At 57.5% G+C, this 19,902-nt stretch carries 27 protein-coding genes, 1 pseudogene and 1 riboswitch; of the genes and pseudogenes, 16 read left to right on the forward strand and 12 right to left on the reverse strand.

The window, feature by feature from the left end; all coding sequences use genetic code 11:
* Positions 1 to 5 precede the first annotated feature (5 nt).
* The 8 genes from SynA1544_RS05420 to SynA1544_RS05455 all read right to left on the reverse strand — a co-directional run bounded on the left by SynA1544_RS05420 (position 6) and on the right by SynA1544_RS05455 (position 6,208).
* Positions 6 to 761 carry an ABC transporter ATP-binding protein gene (locus SynA1544_RS05420; RefSeq protein ID WP_186515101.1) on the reverse strand — a complete coding sequence of 252 codons (756 nt, stop codon included), beginning with the start codon at positions 759 to 761 and terminating at the stop codon, positions 6 to 8.
* 3 nt (positions 762 to 764) lie between these two features.
* Complete coding sequence (locus tag SynA1544_RS05425) at positions 765 to 1,592, reverse strand: ABC transporter permease (protein ID WP_186515102.1); 828 nt, start codon at positions 1,590 to 1,592, stop codon at positions 765 to 767.
* The gene (locus SynA1544_RS05430; RefSeq protein ID WP_186515103.1) at positions 1,592 to 2,593 is read right to left on the reverse strand and encodes an ABC transporter substrate-binding protein; all 1,002 of its coding nucleotides are present in this window, start codon (positions 2,591 to 2,593) and stop codon (positions 1,592 to 1,594) included. Before SynA1544_RS05430 ends, SynA1544_RS05425 begins: the two co-directional genes overlap by 1 nt.
* A 38-nt stretch (positions 2,594 to 2,631) precedes the next feature.
* The gene (gene hypB, locus SynA1544_RS05435) at positions 2,632 to 3,336 is read right to left on the reverse strand and encodes a hydrogenase nickel incorporation protein HypB (protein ID WP_186515104.1); all 705 of its coding nucleotides are present in this window, start codon (positions 3,334 to 3,336) and stop codon (positions 2,632 to 2,634) included.
* A gap of 21 nt (positions 3,337 to 3,357) precedes the next feature.
* On the reverse strand, positions 3,358 to 3,756 hold the full coding sequence (locus tag SynA1544_RS05440) for a hydrogenase maturation nickel metallochaperone HypA (protein ID WP_186515105.1): 399 nt from the start codon (positions 3,754 to 3,756) through the stop codon (positions 3,358 to 3,360).
* Between the two features lie 3 nt (positions 3,757 to 3,759).
* On the reverse strand, positions 3,760 to 4,950 hold the full coding sequence (speB, locus tag SynA1544_RS05445; RefSeq protein ID WP_186515106.1) for an agmatinase: 1,191 nt from the start codon (positions 4,948 to 4,950) through the stop codon (positions 3,760 to 3,762).
* Positions 4,951 to 4,976: 26 nt separating this feature from the next.
* A riboswitch (guanidine-I (ykkC/yxkD leader) is annotated at positions 4,977 to 5,077 on the reverse strand.
* A 475-nt stretch (positions 5,078 to 5,552) separates the two neighbouring features.
* The gene (locus SynA1544_RS05450) at positions 5,553 to 5,717 is read right to left on the reverse strand and encodes a hypothetical protein (protein WP_186515107.1); all 165 of its coding nucleotides are present in this window, start codon (positions 5,715 to 5,717) and stop codon (positions 5,553 to 5,555) included.
* Between the two features lie 305 nt (positions 5,718 to 6,022).
* Positions 6,023 to 6,208 (reverse strand): hypothetical protein, encoded by a 186-nt coding sequence (locus tag SynA1544_RS05455; protein ID WP_186515108.1) that lies wholly within the window; start codon positions 6,206 to 6,208, stop codon positions 6,023 to 6,025.
* A 68-nt stretch (positions 6,209 to 6,276) separates the two neighbouring features.
* Here SynA1544_RS05455 and SynA1544_RS05460 point away from each other — a divergent pair, with 68 nt between their 5' ends.
* From SynA1544_RS05460 to SynA1544_RS05480, 5 genes are all read left to right on the forward strand, one after another.
* A complete protein-coding gene (locus tag SynA1544_RS05460) occupies positions 6,277 to 6,603 on the forward strand; it encodes a hypothetical protein (RefSeq protein ID WP_255477734.1) in 327 nt (108 codons plus the stop codon).
* Between the two features lie 207 nt (positions 6,604 to 6,810).
* The gene (locus tag SynA1544_RS05465) at positions 6,811 to 6,996 is read left to right on the forward strand and encodes a hypothetical protein (RefSeq protein WP_186515109.1); all 186 of its coding nucleotides are present in this window, start codon (positions 6,811 to 6,813) and stop codon (positions 6,994 to 6,996) included.
* A gap of 89 nt (positions 6,997 to 7,085) precedes the next feature.
* Entirely contained in the window at positions 7,086 to 7,319 is a 234-nt protein-coding gene (locus SynA1544_RS05470; protein ID WP_255477735.1) for a hypothetical protein, read from the forward strand.
* A 56-nt stretch (positions 7,320 to 7,375) separates the two neighbouring features.
* The gene (locus tag SynA1544_RS05475; protein WP_186515110.1) at positions 7,376 to 8,041 is read left to right on the forward strand and encodes an SDR family oxidoreductase; all 666 of its coding nucleotides are present in this window, start codon (positions 7,376 to 7,378) and stop codon (positions 8,039 to 8,041) included.
* A 15-nt stretch (positions 8,042 to 8,056) separates the two neighbouring features.
* Positions 8,057 to 8,842, forward strand: a complete 786-nt coding sequence (locus tag SynA1544_RS05480) for a J domain-containing protein (RefSeq protein WP_186515111.1) — start codon at positions 8,057 to 8,059, stop codon at positions 8,840 to 8,842.
* Positions 8,843 to 9,056: 214 nt separating this feature from the next.
* On the opposite strand, the gene SynA1544_RS05485 is transcribed toward SynA1544_RS05480, so the two are convergent.
* Complete coding sequence (locus SynA1544_RS05485; RefSeq protein ID WP_071823061.1) at positions 9,057 to 9,161, reverse strand: DUF4278 domain-containing protein; 105 nt, start codon at positions 9,159 to 9,161, stop codon at positions 9,057 to 9,059.
* 1,085 nt (positions 9,162 to 10,246) lie between these two features.
* On the opposite strand from SynA1544_RS05485, the gene SynA1544_RS05490 reads away from it, so the two are divergent.
* The gene (locus SynA1544_RS05490) at positions 10,247 to 10,408 is read left to right on the forward strand and encodes a hypothetical protein (protein WP_186515112.1); all 162 of its coding nucleotides are present in this window, start codon (positions 10,247 to 10,249) and stop codon (positions 10,406 to 10,408) included.
* Positions 10,409 to 11,190: 782 nt separating this feature from the next.
* On the opposite strand, the gene SynA1544_RS05495 is transcribed toward SynA1544_RS05490, so the two are convergent.
* Positions 11,191 to 11,397 carry a hypothetical protein gene (locus SynA1544_RS05495; protein WP_186515113.1) on the reverse strand — a complete coding sequence of 69 codons (207 nt, stop codon included), beginning with the start codon at positions 11,395 to 11,397 and terminating at the stop codon, positions 11,191 to 11,193.
* Positions 11,398 to 12,024: 627 nt separating this feature from the next.
* Positions 12,025 to 12,294 (reverse strand): hypothetical protein, encoded by a 270-nt coding sequence (locus SynA1544_RS05500; protein ID WP_186515624.1) that lies wholly within the window; start codon positions 12,292 to 12,294, stop codon positions 12,025 to 12,027.
* A gap of 33 nt (positions 12,295 to 12,327) precedes the next feature.
* On the opposite strand from SynA1544_RS05500, the gene SynA1544_RS05505 reads away from it, so the two are divergent.
* From SynA1544_RS05505 to SynA1544_RS05530, 6 genes are all read left to right on the forward strand, one after another.
* Positions 12,328 to 12,519, forward strand: a complete 192-nt coding sequence (locus tag SynA1544_RS05505) for a hypothetical protein (protein ID WP_255477736.1) — start codon at positions 12,328 to 12,330, stop codon at positions 12,517 to 12,519.
* A gap of 9 nt (positions 12,520 to 12,528) precedes the next feature.
* Positions 12,529 to 13,176: a ParA family protein gene (locus SynA1544_RS05510; protein WP_186515114.1), complete on the forward strand. Its 648-nt coding sequence runs from the start codon at positions 12,529 to 12,531 to the stop codon at positions 13,174 to 13,176.
* Between the two features lie 105 nt (positions 13,177 to 13,281).
* Positions 13,282 to 13,509, forward strand: coding sequence for a hypothetical protein (locus SynA1544_RS05515; protein ID WP_186515115.1), 228 nt, complete (start codon positions 13,282 to 13,284; stop codon positions 13,507 to 13,509).
* Positions 13,510 to 13,533: 24 nt separating this feature from the next.
* A complete protein-coding gene (locus SynA1544_RS05520) occupies positions 13,534 to 13,686 on the forward strand; it encodes a hypothetical protein (RefSeq protein WP_186515116.1) in 153 nt (50 codons plus the stop codon).
* Positions 13,679 to 13,888 (forward strand): hypothetical protein, encoded by a 210-nt coding sequence (locus SynA1544_RS05525; protein ID WP_186515117.1) that lies wholly within the window; start codon positions 13,679 to 13,681, stop codon positions 13,886 to 13,888. Before SynA1544_RS05520 ends, SynA1544_RS05525 begins: the two co-directional genes overlap by 8 nt.
* Positions 13,889 to 14,126: 238 nt before the next feature.
* Positions 14,127 to 15,761, forward strand: coding sequence for an FAD-dependent oxidoreductase (locus SynA1544_RS05530; protein WP_186515118.1), 1,635 nt, complete (start codon positions 14,127 to 14,129; stop codon positions 15,759 to 15,761).
* Positions 15,762 to 15,763: 2 nt separating this feature from the next.
* On the opposite strand, the gene SynA1544_RS05535 is transcribed toward SynA1544_RS05530, so the two are convergent.
* On the reverse strand, positions 15,764 to 15,946 hold the full coding sequence (locus SynA1544_RS05535) for a hypothetical protein (protein ID WP_006850362.1): 183 nt from the start codon (positions 15,944 to 15,946) through the stop codon (positions 15,764 to 15,766).
* 431 nt (positions 15,947 to 16,377) lie between these two features.
* Between SynA1544_RS05535 and SynA1544_RS05540 the strand changes: the two genes are divergently transcribed.
* The 4 genes and pseudogenes from SynA1544_RS05540 (at position 16,378) to rimK (ending at position 18,591) form a co-directional block, all read left to right on the forward strand.
* Positions 16,378 to 16,524 carry a hypothetical protein gene (locus SynA1544_RS05540; protein WP_186508820.1) on the forward strand — a complete coding sequence of 49 codons (147 nt, stop codon included), beginning with the start codon at positions 16,378 to 16,380 and terminating at the stop codon, positions 16,522 to 16,524.
* A gap of 288 nt (positions 16,525 to 16,812) precedes the next feature.
* Positions 16,813 to 16,986 (forward strand): hypothetical protein, encoded by a 174-nt coding sequence (locus SynA1544_RS05545; protein ID WP_170951293.1) that lies wholly within the window; start codon positions 16,813 to 16,815, stop codon positions 16,984 to 16,986.
* Between the two features lie 204 nt (positions 16,987 to 17,190).
* Positions 17,191 to 17,583, forward strand: a pseudogene (locus tag SynA1544_RS15015) (ATP-dependent zinc protease); the annotation flags it as partial.
* Positions 17,584 to 17,640: 57 nt separating this feature from the next.
* Entirely contained in the window at positions 17,641 to 18,591 is a 951-nt protein-coding gene (rimK, locus tag SynA1544_RS05550) for a 30S ribosomal protein S6--L-glutamate ligase (protein WP_370586635.1), read from the forward strand.
* Positions 18,592 to 19,902: the final 1,311 nt, after the last annotated feature.

Consider the following 19,902-nt stretch of genomic DNA (forward strand, 5'->3'; position numbering starts at 1 on the left):
TTCAGTCAGGAAAGTGCCGGCTCCAGCTCCCGCATGGTGGCGGAGAGGGAACGACGCAAGGCGAGGAAGTCGCTGCTTAGGCGCAGCTGATCGAGATCGGTTTTGTCGAGATCGACATCGAGGGATCGAATGATTCGCCCTGGATTGGGGGCAAGCACGTGGACGCGCTGGGCCAGCACCAAAGCCTCTTCCACGTCGTGGGTGATCAGCAGAACGGTCAGGCCCGTTCGTTGCCAGAGCTTGAGCAGGAAGTCCTGCATCGATTCGCGGATCTGTAGATCCAGAGCCCCGAAGGGTTCATCCAGCAACAGGATGCTGGGGTTGGTGGCGAGGGCCCGGGCGATGGCCACCCTCTGCTGCATTCCGCCCGACAGTTCGCGCGGCAATTTTGTGGCGGCGTCACTGAGCCCAACCACTTCGAGGAAATAGGCGGTTCGCTCCTTGATCTCTGCTGCTTTCATCCGCTGAAGTCGCATCCCGAAGGCAACGTTCTCAGCGGCGTTGAGCCATGGATAAAGGCTGTATTTCTGAAACACCATGCCGCGGTCTGGCCCGGGACCGGAGACTGGGGTGTCGTCAACAGTGATGCTGCCGCTGCTCGGTTGATCCAGACCAGCAATCAGCCGCAGAATCGTGCTTTTCCCGGACCCGGAGCTGCCCACAAGGGCCATGAAGTCTCCGGATTGCATGGAAAACGACAGGTGATCGAGGATCAATTTCTCCCCGAAATGCTTGCTGAGGTTGTTAACGATCAGTTCCAAGGCTCACACCGCCCATTTGCAGCTGAGACGCAGCAACAGCCTGAATCCCATGTCGATGGCGAAGCCGATCAAGCCGAGAACGATCAACTCGGCGAAGATCTGATCGGTGCGGAAAAAGCGCTGAGCCAGCTGGATGCGTTTGCCGAGGCCCACTTCCGCGGCCACGAGCTCAGCCACCACCACAAGGTTCCAGGAGGTTGCGATGTTGATTCGCAACGTGTCGATGATGCTGGGCAGGCTGTAGCGGGCAACGACTTGCACCAGCACCTGCCGGCTGCGACCACCCAGGGTGAGTGTGGTTTCGATGAGTTCTTTGGGAACAAACTTCACCGCATCCATCACCATCAGGATGTTGAAGTAGATCGTGCCGATAAAAATCAGAGCGATCTTGGGTTCCTCACCGATGCCGAGGTAGATGATCAGCAGAGGGATGAACGCCGCTGCAGGCATGTAACGCAGCATGGCGATCAGCGGCTCGCAGATTGCACAGATCGCTGGATACACCCCCATGCAGATGCCGATCGGCACCGCAAGAAGTGTGGCGAGAAGAAATCCTCCGAACACGCGGCCTGTGCTGGCCACGATGTCTTGGAACAGGATTCCGCTCGCGGCCATGGAGGCCAGGGAGCGGAACACGGCCTGCGGAGAGGGAAGGAATTTTTCATCCACCAGTCCGAGGGAGGCGATGGCGGTCCAGAGCAGGAGGGGCACCAGAAGTGATGCCACCTGCAGGCCGCCACGCACGGCCTTGGATGGCATGGCACCAAGGGTGAACAGGGAGAGAAGCCCATTGCTTCTCCCCTTGCTGGCAGCGGCGGCCGTGGCAGTCATCAGGAGGCGGCGACCTTCTTGATGAAGCTGTCGTCAAACAGCTTGGTCATGTCTGGTTTCTCAGGGATGAAGCCCACCGAAACCATGAAGTCGGCCATCGACTCAGCGGCGAATGGCATGAACTTCATTCCCTCACCAGTGCTGAAGGCCTCGAGGTTCTCCTCGATGGAGAAGAAGCGGGTGCCGTCTTTGTACTGCTCGTATTCCTCAGTGGGAATGCCGGCACGCTTGGCCATGATCGCCTCGGATTTTTCCGGGTTCTTCTCCATGAACTCGCGAACGTCCCACCAGGTCTTCACGATCTTCTGCACATCGTCGGGACGCTCCTTGATCAGATCACCGCTGACGGTGAGCAGATCAGGAATGGCACCGGGATACTCCTTGGAGCTGGCGATCACCCGCGCACCCTCTCGCTGCATGGCGGTGCCTGTATAGGGAGGGAAGGCACCAACGGCATCAACCTGACCGGCTGCGAATGCAGTGGCTGCCTGATCGGTGGGCATGCCTTTGATCACCACGTCGTCGCGGCTCAGGCCCGCATCCTTGAGGGCCAGGCTGAGCAGATAGTCATCCACAACGCCTTCCTCAACGGCAACGGTCTTGCCTTTGAGATCGGCGATGGATGTGATGGAGGCATCGGCAATGATCTGGTCATTGCCTGCAGAGTTGTCGTTCACCAGAACCACCACTTCACCGCCGTTCTCACCCGGCAGGAATGAAATGGTGTCGTTCAAGGTCTGGGAGTTGCCGTCGATCTTGCCAGCGGCGAAGGTTTCCATCGACTGCACGTAGCCGTCGAACCACTTCATCTCCACATTCACGCCGTTCTGCTCGAACAGCTTTTCCTCCACGGCAATCGCCCAGGGCCACCATCCGGCCCAGTTGCTGTAGCCCAAAACGATCGGTGTGCCGCCCACCGTCGGTGTGGAGGGCTTGGAGCAAGCGACGGCCAGCACGATGGCGAGGCTGGCGAAGAGAAGGTTGCGCAGTTGTTTGGTCATGGCATGGGCTGGAGGAACAAGACGTTGGATTGATCTGCTCAGGCGGTGGCCAGAGCAGGGGTTGTGGTGGTTCGGCTGGCGAGGGCTTGCCGCACCCAGTTGTGCCAGGCATCCAGGCCTTCACCCGTCAGGGCGGAGACCTCGATCACCGTGGCGTTGGGGTTGATGCTGTGAATGTTGCGGCGGATCGCTGCCACATCCACAGGCAGGTGGGGCAGAAGATCCACCTTGGTGATCAGCACCACATCCGCGTTGCGGAACATCAGGGGGTATTTGAGCGGCTTGTCATCGCCCTCGGTCACGCTGAGCAATGCCACTTTGTGGTGTTCCCCAACGTCAAATTCCGCAGGGCAGACAAGGTTGCCCACGTTCTCCACGAGCAGTAAATCCAGCGCGGAAGGATCGAGCCGTTGTTGCAGCAACTTCAAGCCACCACTCACCATGGCGGCATCAAGGTGGCAGGCTCTGCCTGTGGTGATGGGCACCACCGGGATGCCAACGGCTTCCAAGCGGTCAGCATCCAGCTGGGTGGTCATGTCGCCTTCCAGCACGGCCATGCTGAGTTCGCGAGCCAAGGCTGGGAGGGACCGTTCGAGCAGGGCGGTTTTTCCTGCGCCTGGGCTGCTCATCAGGTTGAGACAAAGCAGATCCCAGCTCTGGAAATGCTCGTTGTTGTGTTCGGCCTGATGGTTGTTGGCGGCAAGCAGATTGAGGCCGAGGGTGTCCTCAAAAGGCATATGCATGGCAAAAGGGGGGTATTGGTTTCAGCGCTGACGCTGGATTGGAGCGGACTCAAGAGCAGCGGCGGCATCGCTGCGGTAAACGATGCTGCGGATGCGCAATTCCCTACCGCTGACGATCTCCTCAAGCGGGTGATCGCAGCAGGGAGAGTGGTAGGCGTTTTCGGGCAGGGGGTCGTAGGTGCCGTTGCAGATCAAGCAGCGGCCCACAAAGGGGATTTCCGTGATCGTGAGCCGGGATCCATCCAGCCAGGTGCCCTGCACCGCAGCGTTGTAGGTGGTCACCAGCTGATCGGGTTCAACGCAGGTGAATCGCCCCACATCGAGATGAACGGTCTCGACCATCGCAGAGGTGTCTTCGCGACGGTCGCGCCATTCATTCAGGGAGATCAGCAGGCACTTGGTCATGTCGACTTCATGCATGGCCTATCTCCATTTCTGATCAACGTTCATGTTGCAGGTGTCGCTGATCCACTCCGGCTTCTCTTTGCGGGGCAACTGACCGCTCACCACAAGGTGGGCCATGGTGTCGCAAATCACCCGGGTGGCCATCAGGGAGGTCATGTCACTGATGTCGTAGGGAGGTGAAACCTCAACGATTTCAAGGCCGCAGACGGGAACGTTGCGCACGATCAGCTCGAGCAGCTTGAGCGCTTCCCGGGGCATCAGGCCACCGGGCTCAGGCCAGCCAGTTCCCGGTACGAAGCCGGCATCGATGCAGTCAATGTCGAAGGAGATGTAGACGCAGTCCGTGCCATCGGTGGCTCGTTCAATGGCGTACTGGGCTGCGGCTTCCAGCCCCATTTCGGTGATGTCCGTCACCGTGAGCACATTGGTGCCCCGCTCCCTGCAGACCTTGACGCCCTCACGCGGCACTTGCCAACCCCCAATGCCCAGTTGCACCAGGTTTTCTGCCGGGGCGTTGGCCATGTTTGTGGCATGGAACCAAGGGCAGGTGTGCATCCGCTCATCAAGGTCGATCTCCTGGGTGTCGACGTGGCGATCGAAATGGATGATTCCCACTTTCTTGTCGCCGAGATGGCGACACACGCCACGCACCGTGGGGAAACCGATCGAGTGGTCGCCACCGAGGATGATCGGGAAGGCGCCGCTCGAGAACACGTGGGCGATGCCTTTGGAGATCTGATCGAAACTCTTTTCGTTGTTGGCCGGGATCGTGAAGATGTCACCCACATCGCAGAGGGTGATCTGCTCACGCAGGTCGACCCCCATTTCGTAGTTGTAAGGGGTGTAAAGCGCTGAAATCCGTCGGATCCCCTGGGGGCCGAAGCGCGTTCCGGGTCGGTAGGTGGTTCCGCAGTCGTGGGGTACACCAACGATGGCCACGTCGTAGTTGCCCACTTGATTCACATCTTCCAAGTAAGGCGCCTTCATGAAGGTGTTGATGCCGGCGAAATGCGGCAGCTCCCCTCTGGAGAAAGTGGAGATGTTGCGGTCAACAATGCTTTCGGCTGCTTCAAGCCCGAAGCGCTTGGCCTGGTTAACTTCCTGCTGCCAGCCAGTGAGTGGAAGCTTGCGTTCCTTTTCGAGTGCCTGCATGCCTTCGCTGGGGTGCGAACGCTGGAAGGCCCCTGAAGGGTCGGATGGGGATGACATCAAACAAGGGAGTGTGCGTTGAGGCGGTCTCCCGGGCTTTTGTCCCTCCGTGCAACCGGCAATGCCGGTGGAAACCTCTTGGACCAGGCATCCCTGTGAAGAGATCGGAACCCTAGGTTTCGTCCGCAATTTCACTGTCTGCGGCTTTGATGCTCTGCGGAGTGTGAACCGCTACAAATGATTGGTGTTGCTGATTTGGCAGAAGATGATTGTTGGGTAACAACAGCTGCTAACAGCAGGTAACAGGCCAATTCGCGTTGTTAGTCGGGCTGCTTAGCGTTTGCTCAGCACGGATGATTGCTTTGAGTGAATCCTTCGGTGGTCTGCCCAACAAAGAGTTGAGTTCTGGTGTATCTGAGTGGTGGCGCGAACGAGTTCAACACCTGATCGATTGCGGCCGGGCTGAGGATGCCCGCTGCCTTTACCTGGAGTTCGGGGAGGACAGTACAGGAACGCTGAGCTTCTGAACAAACTCCATAAAAAAGGAGGGTTCCCTAGGCCCTCCCGGAGTCGACGCATTACCCCTCACCGGGGTGAACCAAGTGTTACGTGCCGAACACTCAAGTGCTGTAAGTGTTGATACTTATTTCTGGCCCCATCAATCAACTTAAGGATTGTTCCTGACGCCGCAGAATTTCATAGGCCTGCCAAAGACCTTCAACGTCAGAGCACGCCGCATGTCGGTTGCAGACGCGGTAGCGGCCCTGGCCGATGGCATCAATGGTGGTGCCCTTGGAGGTGGCACAGATGCGACTGATGCTCTCCATGGGTTTCGCTCAGTGGATCAAGGATCTACAGCCGCGAGGGGACGGCATGCACATCTGATTTGCAGTTCTAAATCTCCTTTGCGGGAGAAAAGATCCGTGGCTAACAGCTCACCGAATAAAAAAACCGGGGCTGGCCCGGTTTTTGTTCAGCTTTGCGCCGGCGTTTCGAACGCTCAGGCTTTGGAAGGCTTGGTGGTGAGTGCAGCAGACATGGCGGAGGCCAGGAGCACGCATCCGGCGACGGCAAGGAAACCCATGGATCAGGAGGGGAGGGAACAACTTCACCATCATTCCCACAGCCTGCATCAGCTTTTGTTGCTGTTGGCACGGAATTCGGAAGAACCTCGCTTCCGACCGCTCTCGGCCGTTTTCAGAGGCATCTCCTGGCGGTCGAGACAGGTGGAGCACAGCAGTTTGCCCTTGTTGCGCCAGTAGGCCGCCATCGAGCGTTCGATGCGTATGGAGCACCCTTCACAGCGAAATAACGGCATCGACGGCTCCGCGACGCAGCTCTTCTAACGCAACGGCGCGGTTGAACCGGTGTTCTCTGTGACGATGGGTGCGCTTCGCTCGCCCCAGCCTTGTGATGCAGGCCCTGCGTTTGTTGCTGCTCACCCTGATGGCGTCCGTCGCCTCTGCCTCCACGTCGTTCCAGCCCTTGGATCGGGTGGAGGGTTGGTTGATCGAGCGACGTTTGGACGCAAACCAGGATCCGATCTGCCGTGCGTCTGTGCCAGGACCTGGCACCTGGTTCTCGGCACGGGTTCATCTAGACGCGAACGACGAGATGGTGGTGCCTGCCGGACTGCATCGGCCGGACGAAACGGGGCTGGCGGCTGTGCGTGATGCGCTCCGGCGTTGTCGCACCAGTGTTCTTTACCTGTAGTTGATAAAGCTTTGTGGCCGGGGCCGCTGCTGATCTGAAATCGAGCTATGAAATCGGGGTCGGCAGTTGCAAAATCGTCGACTCCTCACACCACCCGAGCCTCCGCCAAGCGCGGGGGCTTTTTTTTGACGATCCCGAAAACCATCTTTTGTTTTTGTGCTCAGTAAATGTTTTGCGGTTGTGATGTTTTTAACCGCTAGATCTCTGATGTATTGCATCGAGAGGCTTGACACAGGAGGGCAGTGGATCCAGGAGATCTGCTTCAAAACGGAGTTCAAAGCCTTTGTGAATGCCCGCACCAAATCGCGTGCCACGTTGAAGACCTATCGCGTGGTGCATGCCACCTGGAATCAGGTGGTCACCGTTGTGCAGGGATCAGCTGAATCCCATTGATCTGCCTTGCCTCGGGTTCATTCATTCCGTTGTGATCCCGAAGACTTCAAGTCACTTCCTGGGATGCGGAATGTCCTGAGCCATAACCGGTGGCCCAGGCGTCTGTGGGCATGATACTCACGCGGTATCTCAGCAGTGAAGGTTGGGTGGAGGAGTGTTCCCATGCCAGCGCTTTTGATGCCTACATCGACGCACGGCGACGCTGCGTGCTTCGAGGCTGCCCTTATCTGCTGGTGGATGCAGAGACCGGCAGCACGGTCTCAGTGCTCACGGTGAAACAGTGTTTGCATCAGTACGGCGTGGAGGGGGATTTTTCGGCGTGATCCCTTTAGGGGATCGACGCAAGAGCCGGCAGGATGGCGGTTGCTGAAACCTCCCGATGGCGACGTTTCTGGTCACCGGCGCAAACCGTGGGATCGGCTTGGAATACTGCAGGCAGCTCAAGGCCCGTGGCGATGACGTGGTGGCCGTTTGCCGTCAAACCAGTGATGAACTGGAGTGCCTGGGCGTGCGGGTGGAAGCCGGCCTTGAGTTGAGCGACAGCCAAGCCATTGATGACCTGGTGCAGCGACTGGATGGTTTGCCCCTCGATGGCGTCATCCTCAATGCCGGGATTTTGCAGTCGATGGGCCTGATGGATTTGGATCCCTCCGGGATTCGCCGCCAGTTTGAGGTGAACGCCCTTGCTCCTTTGCTGCTGGCCAGGGCGTTGGTGGATCAGATGCCCAACGGAGCGAAGTTGGTGCTGATGACCAGCCGCATGGGCTCCATCGACGACAACAGTTCGGGAGGCTCCTATGGCTATCGGATGTCGAAGGTGGCGCTCAACATGGCCGGAAAGTCGTTGGCGATTGATCTGGAACCGCGGGGCATCGCCGTGGCGATCTTGCATCCCGGATTGGTGCGAACTCGCATGATTCGCTTCAATCCCAGCGGGATCCACCCCGAACAGTCGGTGAAGGGGCTGTTGGCCCGGATCGATGGCTTGACCATGGCCACCAGCGGCAGCTTCTGGCATGCCAATGGTGAGTTGTTGCCATGGTGAGGCGGGAGACACGCTTTGGGCTTTGATCCGCGTCAGTGGTCAGGCGGACGTCCTGAACAACGGGTCACCAGCAATGTAGAGGCGTTGCTGGCGGAGAACGACGCTTTGCGTCGCGAGGTGTTGCGGCTCAACCGTGAGTTGGAGCGACTGCAACGTCAGCAACGCCAACGCATTCGTACGGAGCCCAGATCCCATCGCCCCTGGACTGAGCCATCGGCACAAGCTCCACCGCGCATCAGCAGCCAACAGGTGCGGGCCTGGGGGCAGGCCCTGGCTCAGCAGCCGGGATGGACGGCACTGCGTCAGCGCGGATTGGAGCTGTTGATCGAGCAGCTCAACCGCAGTGGTTTTCCTGCCCACTTAACCCTTGAACAGCGGTTGGATCGGTTGGTTCGGGGGCTGGGAACAGATCTCATGGCGGCGGTGGGAGCCAAGCCGAACAAGCAAACAACGGCCGTTCTGGCGGCGTTTGCCTTGTTTGGGGTTCGCGCCAGTGAATGGCTGGATGAGGATCCACAGCGTGTGGTGGAGCAGTTGCGTCAGCGGCAGGACCAATCAGGTTCAAGGCGGCAGGGTCGCCGCACCCGAACGGACCAACGTCAAACGGATCGTCAGGACGATGGCCACGCCTGTGATCCACGCCGTGCCGCTTTAAGGGTGTTGGGCTTGGAGGCCAACGCGTCCCTCGCTGAGATCAAGCAGTCGCATCGAAAACTGGTGAAGCAGCACCATCCCGATCTCGGTGGTTCTGCTGAGGCGTTTCGACGCGTCAATGAGGCGTATCAGTCGTTGGTTCAGTGACGCTCTTGTCCGATGATCTGGGGTAGCAACAGGTGGTGTTGATGCCGGTGGAAGTTGGTGTGGTGCTGATTGGTGCTGGCTTTGCCGTGGGTGTGTCCCTCGCCGTCGCCGTTTGGTTTGAACGTTGGAAGGCAAAACAGCCCGATCCTGAAGGCAAATGAGCCATAAAAAAGCCCCGCCTCGGCGGGGCTTGTAAGAGGTCGTCGTGCTGTTGTCAGCTGGCGACTTTCTGACCGCGATAAACAAGAACCGGACGCTGAACGTTGGATGCAGCAGCGTTGTTCTGGTTGTACTTCTGGCCGCGATAGGTCAGGGTCATGATGGGTTCCTCGAAGCAAGCTCAGGTCCCCGTTCCATGGCCTGAGTCGAACTGCGGTCAACACGAGTGCTGACTGAACGTAGTGGGTAGCGGTTGCTACACATTAGTTATATCCATGCGGTCAATCCCTGTGTCGTTCACGCCGATACAAACCAGGGAAATTGGTTGCTCGTGAATTGATGAACTCAGTCTGGGTCTGGGTTCTTGGCTGTGATGAATTCAACGATGAATCCTGCTGAATGTATCTTTGCGATACCAGTTGACCTCTGAGGCGGCTTTTGGTCCATCTCGTCATCCGATGGTCCTTGGTCGGCTCTTGGGGCGGGTGGTGGTCAATGGTGGATTGTCGGAGGTTCGTTCCCAGGGGGGATGGAACGCGCATTGGCAATCCCTCCAACATTGATTGAAAGCAATCACCTCGACCCTCTTCTTGAACATACGGGTGCAACTCCCGTTGTTGGCAATTGAAAACTGAGAGCTGACGAAACAACTTCCTAGACCCAATTCCTTCGTGAAATCCCAATCCCAAATCATTTGCGTCAAGCGTCACTTTGCAATGAAGAAATCACGTCCCAGTGGTGTCAACAGATCCTTTTCTTTCTCCGCGTTGCGTATTGATGAACGACTGAAATCGATGTAGATTGTTCCTCCATATCCGCTCGGATTGATTCCGCTGGATTTTCTCGATGACGACGATTGACGTGGCCTGCTCTGCATAAGCCCTGAGAGCGTCTGTGTGGGCTGTTGATTGTGTGTTGTGTGGATTGGTCTTGGTGTCTTTTGAGTGCCGTCTGAATGGCCTTGGCGGATTTGCTGTAGGGCCAACGGTTGTCTACGCAACAGAACCACAGCTCCAATAGAGATATGTTTCAAGACCATGCTCTGAATGTCATGAGCTATCGAGAGCAGAATTGGAGGAGGAATCTCAAGCTGATCACTGTGGATGAGGTGCCACCCGCACAGCAGATTCAGGTGTCGAGATGGTTGAAGCAAAGGACAGAGCTTCTGCTCGGGCAAATACAGCCAGTAGATGCTGAATCTCTTGTTCAAGAGTTTGACGACTATGAAGATGCTTGCTGCTAGTCATGGACTGGCTTGATGGCTTGGGTTGGGCAGGAGTGATTTCAGTTGGAATTTCTTTCCTCTGGGATCTGTTCTTGCCTTTGAATCTGTTGGTGATTGGTGTTATCTACGTGACCACATTTATTGGCTGGCTTTTTCTCGCAAGAAACAAAATCAGTTTCTGAAGTCAAGCCCGTTTTCACCACAGAAAAATGCAAACCCCCATATCGAGACGCCAGGGATGAGAACGACCCCATGGGGGTGTCCGGAGTCTGTGGCTTGAGGCCTGCCAGGGGGTGGTCTTTTCTTTTCCCATGGCCTGCCAGGTGTGGATTCGGCAGGCTTGTTGAGAATGGTCCGGTGCTGGCTGACAACAGTGGACACCGAGAGGCATTGGGGCCACTGACTGGTGTCTCTTTTGTGGACTCTTGCTTTTTCGACAGAACCGAGCGTGACTGGCAACAATGGATGGAGACAGGCCTGGATGCACTGACCGGCGCTGTTGTCGCCTTGAGGAAGAAAGGGAAGGAAGAGCCACCTCGCGATCCCGAGGACGCAGCCAGGCTCACCCCCAAATCTTCACCACACGGTGCCGACGACACCTCACCACGGTGCACGAGGCAAACCAGAAGCAATGCCGAAATGGCAGCCAATGACACTTGACCCGCAATGAGGTCTGGTTACACCGAGGAGGTTGGTAGGAGATCTGATGGAGATTCACCTTCACCACGCCCAATCACTCGGCGAACTCATCCTGGATGGACGACACACGCCATTTCGCGCATTGGCTTGCCCGTTGAAGCCTTCGGTGGTGAGAAGCGGAAGAGAGGCAAAGCGTCACAAGTAGTTCGGATGTAGGCCTGACCTCGGTATGCCGATCCTGCATATCGGTTTGATTTGTCCCATCACCTCTGCCTGAGCTCATCAAGATGAGTTCGGTCTCAGGGGGGTGTGCTTTGCAGAGCGGTCACCCCTTTGTTTCCACCTCGTTGGCCAATTCAGGTCCATCCACGTAGCAAACCGCTTGGTTTGGCCACATCGCATGGACGATCCGATAGGTAGCCAAGGTTGAAATTGCCTTGCGTCGAGCACCGATCAAGGCCTTGAACTCAGTCTTAAAGTTCAATTCCCTGATCCATTGATGATCAGGACCTCGGCGTTCGATGAAGTACATGCCGAGAATGGCTCTCAGAGTGAAGCCAGAAGGTAGATGCGTTCAGCAGCTGTGCATCTCTGTTTCCTGGATTCAGGACACCCTTCTGCTGATTGGTGTCAGGTGATGCGTTCTGCCCTGTCGAAGCAGGGTTACGACAAAAGTGCTCCGTTGGACGACTGACCTTGGGGCGGCGAGGCCACCTCTACGAGGGCAGTGGCTTCGCTTGCATAAAAAAAGAGCCCCCCAGCTCTGAATAAAGGGGCTCGTGTTTGTTGACTTGCTCAGAGTGGCGACAAATCGACCCGGTGTGAAGTTGGGTCAGAGAGCCCTCATCCAAGGCTGAGAACTGTGGATCACTCCGTGGAACAAACAGTGGACAAAAGAGAATCTCTTAGCCCCCGAAATCCCTGTATTGCCAACGGTTCTCTGATTCTTTGCTTGAGAAACTGTTTCCTCGAAGCAAGCTCAGGTCCCCGTTCCATGGCCTGAGTCGAACTGCGCCTCGCCGAAGACGAGGTGAACGTGATTGGGCAGCAGTTGCTACAGCTCCTTTGTAAGGGTGGCGTCAATCCACGTGTCGTTCGTGCTGTTACAGAACAGGAAATCTGTTCAGCTCCGATGGGTTGATTCAAGCCTTTAAGTGCCTCAAGCGCGTTTGGGTGGTGTGTGCACCGGGCGTGGCTTGAGTTGAGGTGCTTTCCGGGTCATCACGGCTGAAGGTGAATTGTTCGATTCTGTCGCCGCTTGAATGGTCGGAATGATGGATCGGCTACCGATCACGAGGTTCAGGTCCTTATCGCTCTGGCTTGGACTCAAAGCTTCCATTAATTCGTTGTTCTGCCGAACAGTTCGGCTGCGATTGAGTGATCCTTGATGCTTACTCAGTGTGAAGCTCATGGCGCCGAAGGACGCCATCCGTACGGTGTGGGCAGGTCAGTTTTCGCGGTCATGAACAGCTCTCAGAGCAAGGATGATTGGGTGAAGGCACAGCAGCACAAGTTCCAAAAACCGATTGATGTGGATACCTTGATGTGGGTGCGCAATCGCCTGATGCGTTTGGAAGTGGAGGCCCGTTGGGCCGACCGCATCTGTGTGTTTGAAGAGTTCTTCCCCAACGACGCGATCATTCCGCGCATCTGAACCTCAGCCATGCTTTTGACTGTCTTTGGCCAGAAGGGTGGTGTGGCAAAAACCTGCACCAGCATTCATTTGGCTTGTGTCTGGGCCCAGCAGGACCTGTCGGTGTGTGTTGTTGATGCGGATCGCAACCGCTCGGCAACCGCCTACGCAGCCCGGGGGATGCTTCCGTTTGAAGTGGTGCCTGTGGAGGCTGCAGCAAAGGCCACCCGCCATGCCCAAGTGATCATCACCGACGGGCAGGCCAGCAGCCACGAAGATGAACTCAAGAATCTTTCGGCCGGAGCAGATCTTGTTTTGCTGCCCACTACGCCGCAGGCGAGATCGGTTGAGCTCACTGTTGAACTCTCCTCAATCCTCAGGCAGATGGACACCATGCATGCCGCATTGTTGGTGAAGGTGGACAGCCGAAAACAACGGCTTGCGCAGGAAGCACGCCAAATTTTGGAGGGTTTTGATGTGGATGTAATGCAGGCGGAAATCCCCTTGTTGGCGGCGTTTGAAAAAGCAGAAGTGGAGGGTGTTTGTGTGTCGAATGCCGTCGATGACCGTGGCCGTGCCGATCTGAGGCGCATGGGGGGATGGGCGGCCTATTGCCAGGCTGCTGTTCAGATCCGTGATCGCTTGTCGGCAGCAACGCCTGACGCCATTAGTGCTTGATCAAGAAACAGCTCACTTTTGGCGTTGGTCGCCAATCAGACAGATCTTCTGAGCTTCAGCCGCAATCCTTACCTCAGTTGATTAATGGTTGATGGGTCGCAGTTCTTGGTTGAAGAATCCCACCCGTTGCTCAGCAGCATCCACCTGGCAGCCCCAGGCTCAATCCCCTTCCTCTGGACAGGCGACGGTTACTGCATCCGCTGCGGCGGTTCTGCTCAAGACGCCGAGCATCTCCACCAAGGCCGCATGATTGAAGCCGTTGTGATGCTTGCCATTGGTTTGTCGATGGCAGGCGTGGTTCTTGGCAATTTGAACAACGACGAGCCTGTTTAAGTTCAGAAGCAGTTGCTGCTTTTGATGGTCACCTCCTTTGCCTTCATGCTCGGGCAGCTTGAAATCAGCAATCTCACAGCGGCCTTCCTCGCTCTGGTGGCGGTGGTCTTTGTGGGCAGCTTTGCTGTGGTGTCGTTGCAGACCGGTGAGCTGATCAAACCTCCAAAAAATGAGTGACACGTTTGAGCTGAATGGCCGGCAGGTTGTTCTGAAGGCATCCAGCGATCGTGTCGTCGCAGAACGGGTGTTGCGCCACATCCAACTGCGGATGCATGAAGACGAATGGCGGCCCTACACCAGCAAGGCCGATGCCGTTCAAGCTTGGTTTCGTCTCGGCGGGATTCGAGCTCAAGTGCTTGAGGCCTTGAATTTGGTCTGATCGCGCCCTGAAGCTCAGAACGATCCAAGCAACTGGGTCATCGCTGCTGCGGCACCGATGCCACCAAAGAACAGCACCAATGGCAGAAAAACAGGCCAGCGGACGGCTGAATCTGAAGCCATAAAACGGTTTCATCTCCAGACAACGCTATTCGTTCCCTCTTCTCTTTGGCGATGGCGACCTTTTTCGTGCCATGGCTGCATGATGTGAAGCCTCTCCCAGCATCTCTGTTTGGTCGATGCCTGAGCTTTCCAAGGCCGCTAACGCTGATGCCTCCCATGTGGTGGTGATCGGTGGAGGCTGGGCCGGCTGGGGTGCAGCCAAAACCCTCTGTGAAGCCGGTGTTCGCGTCACCCTGGTTGACGGGATGCCGGATCCCACGGGCCGGACGCCGATGCGCACCGCCAGCGGTAAACCCTTGGAAGCGGGCACCCGGGGCTTTTGGAGGGATTACCCCAACATCAATGCGCTGACCGATGAGCTTGGGCTCACCGACGTGTTCACTGCATTCACCACAAGCGCCTTCTGGTCTCCCGCCGGTCTGGAGGCCACGGCCCCGGTGTTCGGTGACGGGTTGCAGTTGCCCAGCCCCCTGGGGCAGGCCTTGGCAACGATCAAGAACTTCAAGCGCCTGCCTGTTGCCGATCGCCTGAGCATTGCCGGCCTTTTGGTGGCGATGCTTGATCTGAACCGCAACGAGGAGACCTTCCGGCGCTACGACGCCATCGATGCGTTGACCCTGTTCCGCCAACTGGGAATCACGGAGCGGATGATCGACGAATTTTTGCGTCCGATTCTTTTGGTGGGTCTGTTCAAGCCACCGGAGGAATTGTCGGCAGCCGTCACCATGGAGCTGCTCTACTACTACGCCCTGGCGCATCAAGATTCCTTTGATGTGCGCTGGATTCGTTCCGGCAGCATCGCCGAGCAGCTGATCGCTCCCATGGCGGAACGCCTGCTGGACTCCGGTTTGCTCACTGTTCTGGGAGGCACGTTGGCCACGCGCCTGAATCTTGATCAGCCAGGCGAAGCGATTCGCTCGGTTGAGGTCTGCTGCAAAGCAACAGGCCGCTCCAGCGTTGTTGATGACGTTGATGCGGTTGTGCTGGCGGTGGGTGCCAAGGGCATGCATGCCCTGATGGCGGAGTCGCCGCGTTGCAGTGATGTGCTGCCGGAGCTGGCCGCTGCCGGCGGTTTGGGGGCGATTGATGTGGTGTCGGTGCGGTTGTGGCTGGATCGCACCATTGCGGTCGCCGATCCCGCCAATGTCTTCTCGCGCTTCGACGCTTTACAGGGTGCGGGCGCCACATTTTTCATGCTCGACCAGCTGCAGGAAGCGGATCTTGATGCGCTCTGGGGCGGCAGCGAGCCCCAGGGATCCGTGGTGGCCAGCGACTTCTACAACGCCACGGCAATCGCAGCCTTGAGTGATCAGGAGATCGTCGACACCCTGCTGAAGGAGCTGTTGCCCCAGGCGGTGCCGGCCTTCCGGCTTGCCCAGGTGCTGGAGTTTGAGGTGCGGCGTTACCCGGGCTCGGTGTCGTTGTTCTCCCCCGGCAGTTTCAGCCAGAGGCCCCCGCTGCAGACGGCACTTCCTTCTGTGGTCTGCGCTGGCGACTGGGTGCGGATGGGCGAACGCGAGCACGGTGCCAAGGGCCTGTGCCAGGAACGGGCCTACGTCTGCGGTCTTGAGGCGGCCAACGCCTTGATGCGCAGTGGGGTGGTGCGAGGGGCGAATGCTGCGACCCGCCCAGAACATCCGGTGCGGCCGATCCGTCCGGAAGAACCCCAGGTGCTTTTGGGCCGGGCCCTCAACAAGCTCGTGATGGATCCCCTGGAGGCGTTCGGGATCCGTTGGCCTTGGCTGGCCTGAGCTCAGAAATTCAGTTGACCTGAAAGCCAGAGTTCCTGCCAAGACCCTGCGGCTGAGGCATTCAGCGCCATCAGGATGGTCATGCTGATGCCACCCAGGGTGAGCCCCACCCCCATCATGATCAGGGCGGTCAGTCCTTCCGCTTCGGTGAGCGGTTGCTTTTCGAGAAAGCGACGCTTGGCCATGGCTGCTGATCCGATGCACCCGTTCTGCATCGGCCTTAGGCCACTTGGCAACAGGCCGTATCACTCATTCACGCAGAGCTGCGGGGGAATGACTCGGCGTTGCTTAGGTTGCTGGCCTGCGCTTGACGCCGCCCCGATGGGTTTCATCATGCAGCCATGACTGGTTTGATCTGTGGCATGACCGCCCTGTGGCTCCACGCTTGGTGGTGTTGCAGAACAACCAATTCGCCTGCGGTCAAACGCAGCTGGCCTTATCCGCGCTCGTGGAAAAACAGCGCCGATCTGTACGAAAGGCCCTGTCGCCGTCACCGTCATCTCAGGGCGCGCACGCAACTCAGCGCACGCAGCCGCCGCAGCATCGCCGGTAGAACACCTGTTTTGGTAGCGCAAGTTACTGAAAACGCTTAAGTTGGCGCGTCTGGATTTTTCTGTTGAACGGCAGCCAATCGGTCGAGGCCAGGAGTGAGAAGCGCCGTCAGCAGCTGATGGGAGTGTCGTTTGTGGCTGCAGCGCTCGGCGTTCTGGCGTTGTTGACGATCCGTCTTGGCACCTGTTGCTCCTGGTTCGGTTCGCACTGACCTTTTCGGTTTGGCAGCTGGAGCTCATTGGTGTTCATTGCCATGGCAAGGCTGCGCCAGCCACCAGATGTGGTGTCCTCAGCCCTTGATTGTGGGTGCAGGGCCGGTATGTTTCATGTGTTCCCCATCACCTGGCTTCAGCCCATGCGGCTGAGGCTTTTTTATTGTCTCTTTGCACGACATTGTATCAAGACAAACCAACTTCCGATTGTCTTAAGTGACATCACTTGGTGGCAACGGCCACATCGATATCACGTTCCTTAAGTTGAAAAGCCACGTGTTCCCTTGATGTCTCCTGCTGAATTGTCGAGCATCAAATGGGAGAAAGATGGCGAAATGTCTGCGCAAGACACCTGGACTCTGGTGAAAAAGCTCACCAAGGTGGAAGAGCAAGACAAGGCATCCAACCTGTTGCATTTGTCGTCGAAACACAGTCACTCCAAGCCCTCCAATCGCCGCTGAATTCGACCCCTTCCTTTTGCAGGCGGTCTGGTTGTTGTTGGAAACGTAGGTGAGGTTGTTCGTTCTGACTCCCACCTTTGAGGGAGGGCGCCGCCTTGAACACTCCCTCATCTGAGGGATGGACCGATGGTGCTGGTGGGTGACTTGAGGTGTCTTCAGCTGATCTAGGATTTCGCGCTCTCTCGATAAGGACCCACAGCGGCCTTGACCAACAAACTCATCGTCGGCAGTGAGGAGTGGTGCTCCCTGCCAGGGCTTGGATTGCCGGCGATTAAGGCACGCGTCGATTCCGGCGCGGCGACGTCGTCGTTGCATGCCTTCAACATCGTCCCCTTCCAGAGGGATGGTGAGCTGTGGATCAGTTTTGAGGTGCATCCGCTCCAGAACGACCGCAGTGTGGTGGTGCGCCATGAGGCGCCGGTGCTGGAGCAACGCAGCGTGCGCAACACCAGCGGCATCTCGGAAAACCGCTATGTGATTCGGGAAGAGTTGGTGCTCGGCGAGCAGCGTTGGCCGATTGAACTCACCCTCACCAACAGGGATGCGATGGGTTACCGGATGCTGCTTGGGCGTGAGGCGATGGTGGGGCGCGTGCTTGTGGATCCTGAGGGGAGCCATCAACTGGGTGATGTTGAACCGGCCCAGCTGGAAGCGATGTATGCGGCCTTGCGCACCGAACGCACGGGGCTCCGCATTGCACTGTTGGCTTCTGATCCAGAGCTCTACAGCAACCGCCGATTGCTTGAGGCGGGTGAGGAGCGCGGTCACCGGATGGAATTTCTCAACGTCAAGCAGTGCTACATGCGGCTCGATCCGCAAAACCCCGAGATGCATTACCGGGGCGGCAATGTGCTCGAGCGAATCGATGCGGTGATTCCTCGCATCCGTCCGAGCGTCACCTTCTACGGATGCGCGATCACGCGTCAGTTTGAGTCGATGGGCATTCGTGTTCTCAATGCCGCTGAGCCGATCAAACGATCCCGCGACAAGCTTCTGGCGTCACAGCTGTTTGTGCGTCATGGGCTGAGCATGCCGGTCACCGGTTTTGCCAGTTCTCCGCTCGACACCAAAGATCTGATCAAGATGGTGGGCGGTGCACCGTTGATCCTCAAGCTTCTGGAGGGGGCTCAGGGACGTGGCGTGGTTTTGGCGGAAACCCAGAAGGCTGCAGAGAGTGTGATCAATGCCATGAAGAGCCTGAACGCCAACCTGCTGGTGCAGGAATTCATCAAGGAAGCTGGCGGCAAGGACCTGCGTTGTTTCGTGATTGGTAACAAGGTGGTGTCGGCCATTGAGCGAACGGCTGCTGTGGGCGACTTCCGCTCCAACATTCACCAGGGCGGTTCTGCTCAGGCGGTGCGCATCCGGCCTGAGGAGCGCAAGCTGGCTGTTGCAGCAACGCGTGCTCTCGGCCTTGATGTGGCCGGGGTGGACATCATCCGCTCAGAGCGGGGGCCCTTGCTGTTGGAGGTGAATTCCAGCCCTGGCCTCGAGGGAATTGAAACGGCGACTGGTAAGGATCTTGCCGGCCAAATGATTCAGGAAGTGGAGCGAAAACTGGGTTGGGTTCGCTCCTGTTCGACTCCCGCTCTGGTCGCTTCTTGATCGGGTTCTTGGGCAGAGACTTTGGTTTTCTGCTCATCCAAAGTTCACTTTTTCCTCTTGGTTGTTTCGATGCTGGCTCTGCTGGTGTTGGTGATTTGGCTGGCTTCAATCTCCTGGCGATTGTCGAGGCGACGTTGAGATCAATGGTTGGGGAGGCTTATTCGTGTCTTTGAACAGTGTTATTTAGGTGCTGCTTGAGCTGGTGCTTTTCTGCGCTGGAGTGGGTGGCTTGAGCCTGGCCTGATCCATTCCTCTGCAGAATCACTGCATTGATGGGGAGTTTGGTGGGAGTCACGGGAACACCTTTCTTGATGCTCTCAGCCGGCGTAAGCCAAGGTTTGCCGCCATCCCGGAGTGTCATGGAAAGACGGAAACCTCAGCGTTGAACCACAGGTAAAGAGAAACCCCCCGCCAAGAGCAGGGGGAGAAGAGCGCAAATGACTTTTGCGTTCAGCTGTCGTTTTTGTAGAGCTTGCAAGCCTCGCTATCAGCCAAAGCCGGATCGGTAGAGCACAGATGCCTCATTAAGCCGTCTTGGTCGTGGGGAGACAGGGTTCCGTCTGCGCCCCACTTCATGCAGGTGTTCAGGGTGCAATCAACAGGCTTCTTGGGACCTTCGGACATGCGTCCCTCCTGATTGGGGCAACTGACCTTGGGATCCTTTTTCTGTCGCGGGATCAAAAACACACAAATCTTGTCAGGGTCTCAACACAAGTCCTGGGTCAGGTCTGGCCGTCCGAACACAACTTGTGCATCGCATTGGTCCCAGCACAAAGCACGCCGCCTCCACAATCGACTGATTCGCCCCAGAAGGCAATGAGCACGACAGCTGATTGCCTGATGCCCCACCGCTTCCGAGAGTGTGTGCATCGAGATCGGAGGAGCCCATGACGGCCGACACTCCACCTGAGCAAATTGAAGAAGCAGCCTGACTTTTCTGGCCCCTGCTCCAACTTTTCAACCCAACCGTGAGCGCCTCGTCTGTGACGACACTGATGTGCGTCTGATCAGTCGACACTCCTCTGCACCGTCCGTCTAGGTGCCCCGCAGGAGTCCCGCTTCACACCTGGTCCAAATGGCCCCAGGGTTGCCACAAGCCAGACGCTTCGACCTTCCTCTTTCAGTCCCATTGCCAAGGAGATCCCCAAAGGCAACACGTACTGACTAGGTCGACTGCCATGCATAAACGAGCGAGTTAGGCCGTCTCTTCCATCTGGGAGGGGCGGCCTCCTCTTTTGTTGAAGTGCAGGTGATCAGTTCCCTAGGACGCTTTGCTGTTTTTGCAGGGGCGTTCACCTCGCTTCAACTTGA

The organism is Synechococcus sp. A15-44 (genome assembly GCF_014280115.1).
Taxonomy (GTDB): domain Bacteria; phylum Cyanobacteriota; class Cyanobacteriia; order PCC-6307; family Cyanobiaceae; genus Parasynechococcus.

Bases quoted from the DNA above. Each gene is read 5' to 3' on its own strand.
- SynA1544_RS05525 (WP_186515117.1), top strand. From the start codon at position 13,679: ATGAGTGACACGTTTGAGCTGAATGGCCGGCAGGTTGTTCTGAAGGCA.
- SynA1544_RS05520 (WP_186515116.1), top strand. From the start codon at position 13,534: ATGGTCACCTCCTTTGCCTTCATGCTCGGGCAGCTTGAAATCAGCAAT.
- SynA1544_RS05490 (WP_186515112.1), top strand. From the start codon at position 10,247: ATGGACTGGCTTGATGGCTTGGGTTGGGCAGGAGTGATTTCAGTTGGA.
- SynA1544_RS05505 (WP_255477736.1), top strand. From the start codon at position 12,328: ATGAACAGCTCTCAGAGCAAGGATGATTGGGTGAAGGCACAGCAGCAC.
- rimK (WP_370586635.1), top strand. From the start codon at position 17,641: ATGTATGCGGCCTTGCGCACCGAACGCACGGGGCTCCGCATTGCACTG.
- SynA1544_RS05495 (WP_186515113.1), bottom strand. From the start codon at position 11,397: ATGTACTTCATCGAACGCCGAGGTCCTGATCATCAATGGATCAGGGAA.
- SynA1544_RS05450 (WP_186515107.1), bottom strand. From the start codon at position 5,717: ATGGAGAGCATCAGTCGCATCTGTGCCACCTCCAAGGGCACCACCATT.
- SynA1544_RS05465 (WP_186515109.1), top strand. From the start codon at position 6,811: ATGTATTGCATCGAGAGGCTTGACACAGGAGGGCAGTGGATCCAGGAG.
- SynA1544_RS05425 (WP_186515102.1), bottom strand. From the start codon at position 1,592: ATGACTGCCACGGCCGCCGCTGCCAGCAAGGGGAGAAGCAATGGGCTT.
- SynA1544_RS05430 (WP_186515103.1), bottom strand. From the start codon at position 2,593: ATGACCAAACAACTGCGCAACCTTCTCTTCGCCAGCCTCGCCATCGTG.
- SynA1544_RS05500 (WP_186515624.1), bottom strand. From the start codon at position 12,294: ATGGCGTCCTTCGGCGCCATGAGCTTCACACTGAGTAAGCATCAAGGA.
- SynA1544_RS05530 (WP_186515118.1), top strand. From the start codon at position 14,127: ATGCCTGAGCTTTCCAAGGCCGCTAACGCTGATGCCTCCCATGTGGTG.
- SynA1544_RS05485 (WP_071823061.1), bottom strand. From the start codon at position 9,161: ATGACCCTGACCTATCGCGGCCAGAAGTACAACCAGAACAACGCTGCT.
- SynA1544_RS05545 (WP_170951293.1), top strand. From the start codon at position 16,813: ATGTCTCCTGCTGAATTGTCGAGCATCAAATGGGAGAAAGATGGCGAA.
- hypB (WP_186515104.1), bottom strand. From the start codon at position 3,336: ATGCATATGCCTTTTGAGGACACCCTCGGCCTCAATCTGCTTGCCGCC.
- SynA1544_RS05535 (WP_006850362.1), bottom strand. From the start codon at position 15,946: ATGGCCAAGCGTCGCTTTCTCGAAAAGCAACCGCTCACCGAAGCGGAA.
- SynA1544_RS05475 (WP_186515110.1), top strand. From the start codon at position 7,376: ATGGCGACGTTTCTGGTCACCGGCGCAAACCGTGGGATCGGCTTGGAA.
- SynA1544_RS05440 (WP_186515105.1), bottom strand. From the start codon at position 3,756: ATGCATGAAGTCGACATGACCAAGTGCCTGCTGATCTCCCTGAATGAA.
- speB (WP_186515106.1), bottom strand. From the start codon at position 4,950: ATGTCATCCCCATCCGACCCTTCAGGGGCCTTCCAGCGTTCGCACCCC.
- SynA1544_RS05455 (WP_186515108.1), bottom strand. From the start codon at position 6,208: ATGCCGTTATTTCGCTGTGAAGGGTGCTCCATACGCATCGAACGCTCG.
- SynA1544_RS05510 (WP_186515114.1), top strand. From the start codon at position 12,529: ATGCTTTTGACTGTCTTTGGCCAGAAGGGTGGTGTGGCAAAAACCTGC.